Origin of the sequence: Corallococcus sp. AS-1-12, from assembly GCF_020036995.1 — a bacterium.
GTDB lineage: Bacteria > Myxococcota > Myxococcia > Myxococcales > Myxococcaceae > Corallococcus.
The window spans coordinates 1-3,362 of the sequence record NZ_JAIQDD010000077.1 but is presented as its reverse complement, the minus strand read 5'-3'; the positions used below and the strand labels follow the sequence as shown (position 1 = coordinate 3,362).

Genomic DNA, 3,362 nt, shown 5'->3' with positions numbered 1-3,362 from the left:
CACCCAAGAACTGCCGCCGTGGCGGCCGGAAGCCGACAACATCCCGAAGAGGTGACGCACAATGAAACCCCCGTTGCCGCCTTTCTCAGCGCCGCCTCCGAGCGGTTGTTGTCGAGAGGCAGGCGCTCATTCTCCACGAAGCGCGTGAGGGCCTCCCACTGCTTGAGGGCGTAGGAGATGGCCTGGCCCAGTGGACTCTTGGGCGGGTGACGCGGTGCCTGGGCTTCAAGCCAGACGCGCAGCCTGGCGAGGACGGGGGCGCTGTGCACCTGGCGCAGCTCGCGGTGGGCCGCGGTGCGCACCACGTCCGCCTCTCGCGCCTGGGCCTCCACCCGGTAGAGTTCGAGGATGAAGTCCAGGGCCTCACGCGCTTCGGGCGCGGTGGCCAGCGCGTCGAAGAAGCGGCGACGCACATGGGCCCAGCAGCCGACGCGCACCCGGCCCTGCGGCAGCGTCACCGCGTTGTAGCCGGTGTACGCGTCCACCACGAGCGCGCCCGCGGTGCCACCCAGGACTTCCTTCGGCGTCTTGCTGGCCCGGCCCATGCTGAAGCGGTAGCCGATGAGCCACTCGCCCGCGTCATTCCGGGTGAGGAAAGTCCAGAGGTAGCCCAGACGAGTCTTCTTCACGTCCAGCACGCGCAGCGGCGTCTCGTCGGCCCACACCACGTCCGCCGAGGCAATGCATTGCAGGAGGTGCTGGGACAGCGGCAGCAGCACCGAGGCGGCCTGGTGGAAGAGGTCCGTCAGGGTGCTGCGACTCATGGGCACGCCGCTTCGCTCCACCCGCTGGGCCAGCCGGTGCAGCGGCATGGCGTCCGCGCACTTCGACGTCACCACGTGCGCGATGAAGCCGGGGCCGTACTCGCCCCTGTCCACCACCCGGGCCGGTGGCGGCGCGGTGACGACACCCCTTCCGCAGGTGCATGCCAGGACTTCCTGCACATGCACCTGCCGCTCGAAGCGCGCCGGTACGTACTCGTACAGCACCGAGGTGCGTCCCTTGCCCAGCGGCTTCAAGTCCTCGCCGCCGCACGCTGGGCACTGGCGCTCCTCGTCCGGGACGGCGTGGCGAATCTCACGTTCCGGAGCCTCCTCTGCCTTCCGGGTGGCCCTCTCCTGGCGCTTCTTCTTCGCGGCCTCGGCCCGGGCCGCCGTCGAGTCCGCGTCCCCGCGTAGCTCGTCGGCCACCGTCGGCAGCTTCTCCGTCCTGCGGCCGAAGACGTGGCGCTCCAGCGTCGCCATTTTCGCCTCCAGCGACGTCAGGCGCTCCTTGAGTTCCTCCGCCTCCTCGCGCCAGGGGCAGAAGTGCTCTTGAGGGAGTTCGCGCGGCACGTAGCCTCAACACGCCACGGCGCGGAGGCGTCCCGGGCAGGGCGCGTCAGGTGCCCGTGCGCCCGGGAGGCGCCCAGGCGGGCTGGCGCCTCACCTGGGCCACGTCGATGCCGTCCAGCAGCATCGCCAACTGCGTGGCGTCCAGGTGCACCACCTGCGCGCCCGCGTCCACCGGCGGCAGCCGGAAGCGCCCCGTCTCCAGCCGCTTGTACAGCAGCACGAAGCCGCCCCGGCTCCACGTCAGCACCTTGACTCGGTCGCCCCTGCGCGAGACGAAGGCGAAGAGGTGTCCCGAGTAGACGTCCTCGCCCCACTCGGCGCGCACCAGCGCCATGAGGCCGTCAATGGACTTACGCATGTCCACGGGCGCGGTGGCCAGCACCACGCGCACCGACGCAGGAAGGGCGAACACCGCCTCACCGCCCCAGCGCGGCGACGAGTCGGGCCACGTACCCCACGTCAACGCCCACGGCAAAGCGCAGGCGAGCCCCGCCCTCCGTGACGACTTCGACGAGGGGGGGGCTCGGCTCCACGGGGGCCGTCACCTGGACTGGCAGCAGGCGGACCGGCTCGGCCTTCGCCGCCAGGTGCCGGCGCCGACGGTACACCCACGACTGCACCGTGCTCAGCCGCACGCCCCGCTGCCGCGCGAACTCCACCTGCGTCAGCCCGCTCGCCTCGAAAGCCTCGGCGACACGGAACCACTCCTGCTTCTCCACCGGCTTCGACATGCGCGCCAGGGTCCACGGCGGCGGCGCGTCACTCAACGCCCCTCATCACGTCGTTGGCCGGACGCTTACCACCTGGGCCACGTCGATGCCGTCCAGCAGCATCGCCAACTGCGTGGCGTCCAGGTGCACCACCTGCGCGCCCGCGTCCACCGGCGGCAGCCGGAAGCGCCCCGTCTCCAGCCGCTTGTACAGCAGCACGAAGCCGCCCCGGCTCCACGTCAGCACCTTGACTCGGTCGCCCCTGCGCGAGACGAAGGCGAAGAGGTGTCCCGAGTAGACGTCCTCGCCCCACTCGGCGCGCACCAGCGCCATGAGGCCGTCAATGGACTTACGCATGTCCACGGGCGCGGTGGCCAGCACCACGCGCACCGACGCAGGAAGGGCGAACACCGCCTCACCGCCCCAGCGCGGCGACGAGTCGGGCCACGTACCCCACGTCAACGCCCACGGCAAAGCGCAGGCGAGCCCCGCCCTCCGTGACGACTTCGACGAGGGGGGGGCTCGGCTCCACGGGGGCCGTCACCTGGACTGGCAGCAGGCGGACCGGCTCGGCCTTCGCCGCCAGGTGCCGGCGCCGACGGTACACCCACGACTGCACCGTGCTCAGCCGCACGCCCCGCTGCCGCGCGAACTCCACCTGCGTCAGCCCGCTCGCCTCGAAAGCCTCGGCGACACGGAACCACTCCTGCTTCTCCACCGGCTTCGACATGCGCGCCAGGGTCCACGGCGGCGGCGCGTCACTCAACGCCCCTCATCACGTCGTTGGCCGGACGCTTACTCAAGGTCGTCCAGCGGCCTCCAGGGCGCACGCCTCGGGCACATTGCCCCACTGGAGCCCATTCGTACTCGCGTGCCATGGAGGTATTGCAGAAGGACTCGTCGAGAAAGACGAGCCGCCGCACGTTCACGACGCTCAGGAGCGCGGCAAGGACACGCCGGCGCCAGAGGTTTTGCGGCGCGTCGCGCTCGCAGGCGGTGAAGGACTTTTTTCCTACGCCGGCAAATATGGCCTGAGCGTCTCTTCGACGCCTCGGAGGTAGCCGTCCGGGTCATCGCGAAAGCGTCGGCCCATGATGCGGGGGACGCGTCGGGCTTCGAGTTGAGCACGGAGCTGCTACCAGTCGTCGAGGTCCCCAGGCGCCAGCTTGGCGGCGTCGAGTTCAGGCAGCAGTTGGGCCGCGGCGATGGCCGGCAGCCGGACTGCACCGCGCACGACGAGGTGTCATGGGCCGGGGTAATGGATCGCAGCGGGGTCACCCAAGCTGTTCATAGCGGGGTCGGCCAAGCGGATCGCCCC

At 70.6% G+C, this 3,362-nt stretch carries 5 protein-coding genes; all 5 read right to left on the bottom strand.

The annotated features are described in order from the left end of the window. Window positions 1-1,334 (bottom strand): IS66 family transposase (locus K8556_RS38695; protein WP_223745153.1); only part of this gene is annotated, 1,334 nt, incomplete at its 3' end. Window positions 1,335-1,380: 46 nt separating this feature from the next. Beyond that, window positions 1,381-1,746, bottom strand: coding sequence for an IS66 family insertion sequence element accessory protein TnpB (gene tnpB / locus K8556_RS38690; protein ID WP_223745152.1), 366 nt, complete (start codon window positions 1,744-1,746; stop codon window positions 1,381-1,383). A gap of 4 nt (window positions 1,747-1,750) precedes the next feature. Further along, window positions 1,751-2,101 (bottom strand): IS66 family insertion sequence element accessory protein TnpB, encoded by a 351-nt coding sequence (locus tag K8556_RS38685; protein ID WP_223745150.1) that lies wholly within the window; start codon window positions 2,099-2,101, stop codon window positions 1,751-1,753. Window positions 2,102-2,110: 9 nt separating this feature from the next. Further along, the gene (gene tnpB, locus K8556_RS38680; protein WP_223745151.1) at window positions 2,111-2,455 is read right to left on the bottom strand and encodes an IS66 family insertion sequence element accessory protein TnpB; all 345 of its coding nucleotides are present in this window, start codon (window positions 2,453-2,455) and stop codon (window positions 2,111-2,113) included. A 4-nt stretch (window positions 2,456-2,459) separates the two neighbouring features. After that, window positions 2,460-2,810 (bottom strand): IS66 family insertion sequence element accessory protein TnpB, encoded by a 351-nt coding sequence (locus K8556_RS38675; protein ID WP_223745150.1) that lies wholly within the window; start codon window positions 2,808-2,810, stop codon window positions 2,460-2,462. Window positions 2,811-3,362: the final 552 nt, after the last annotated feature.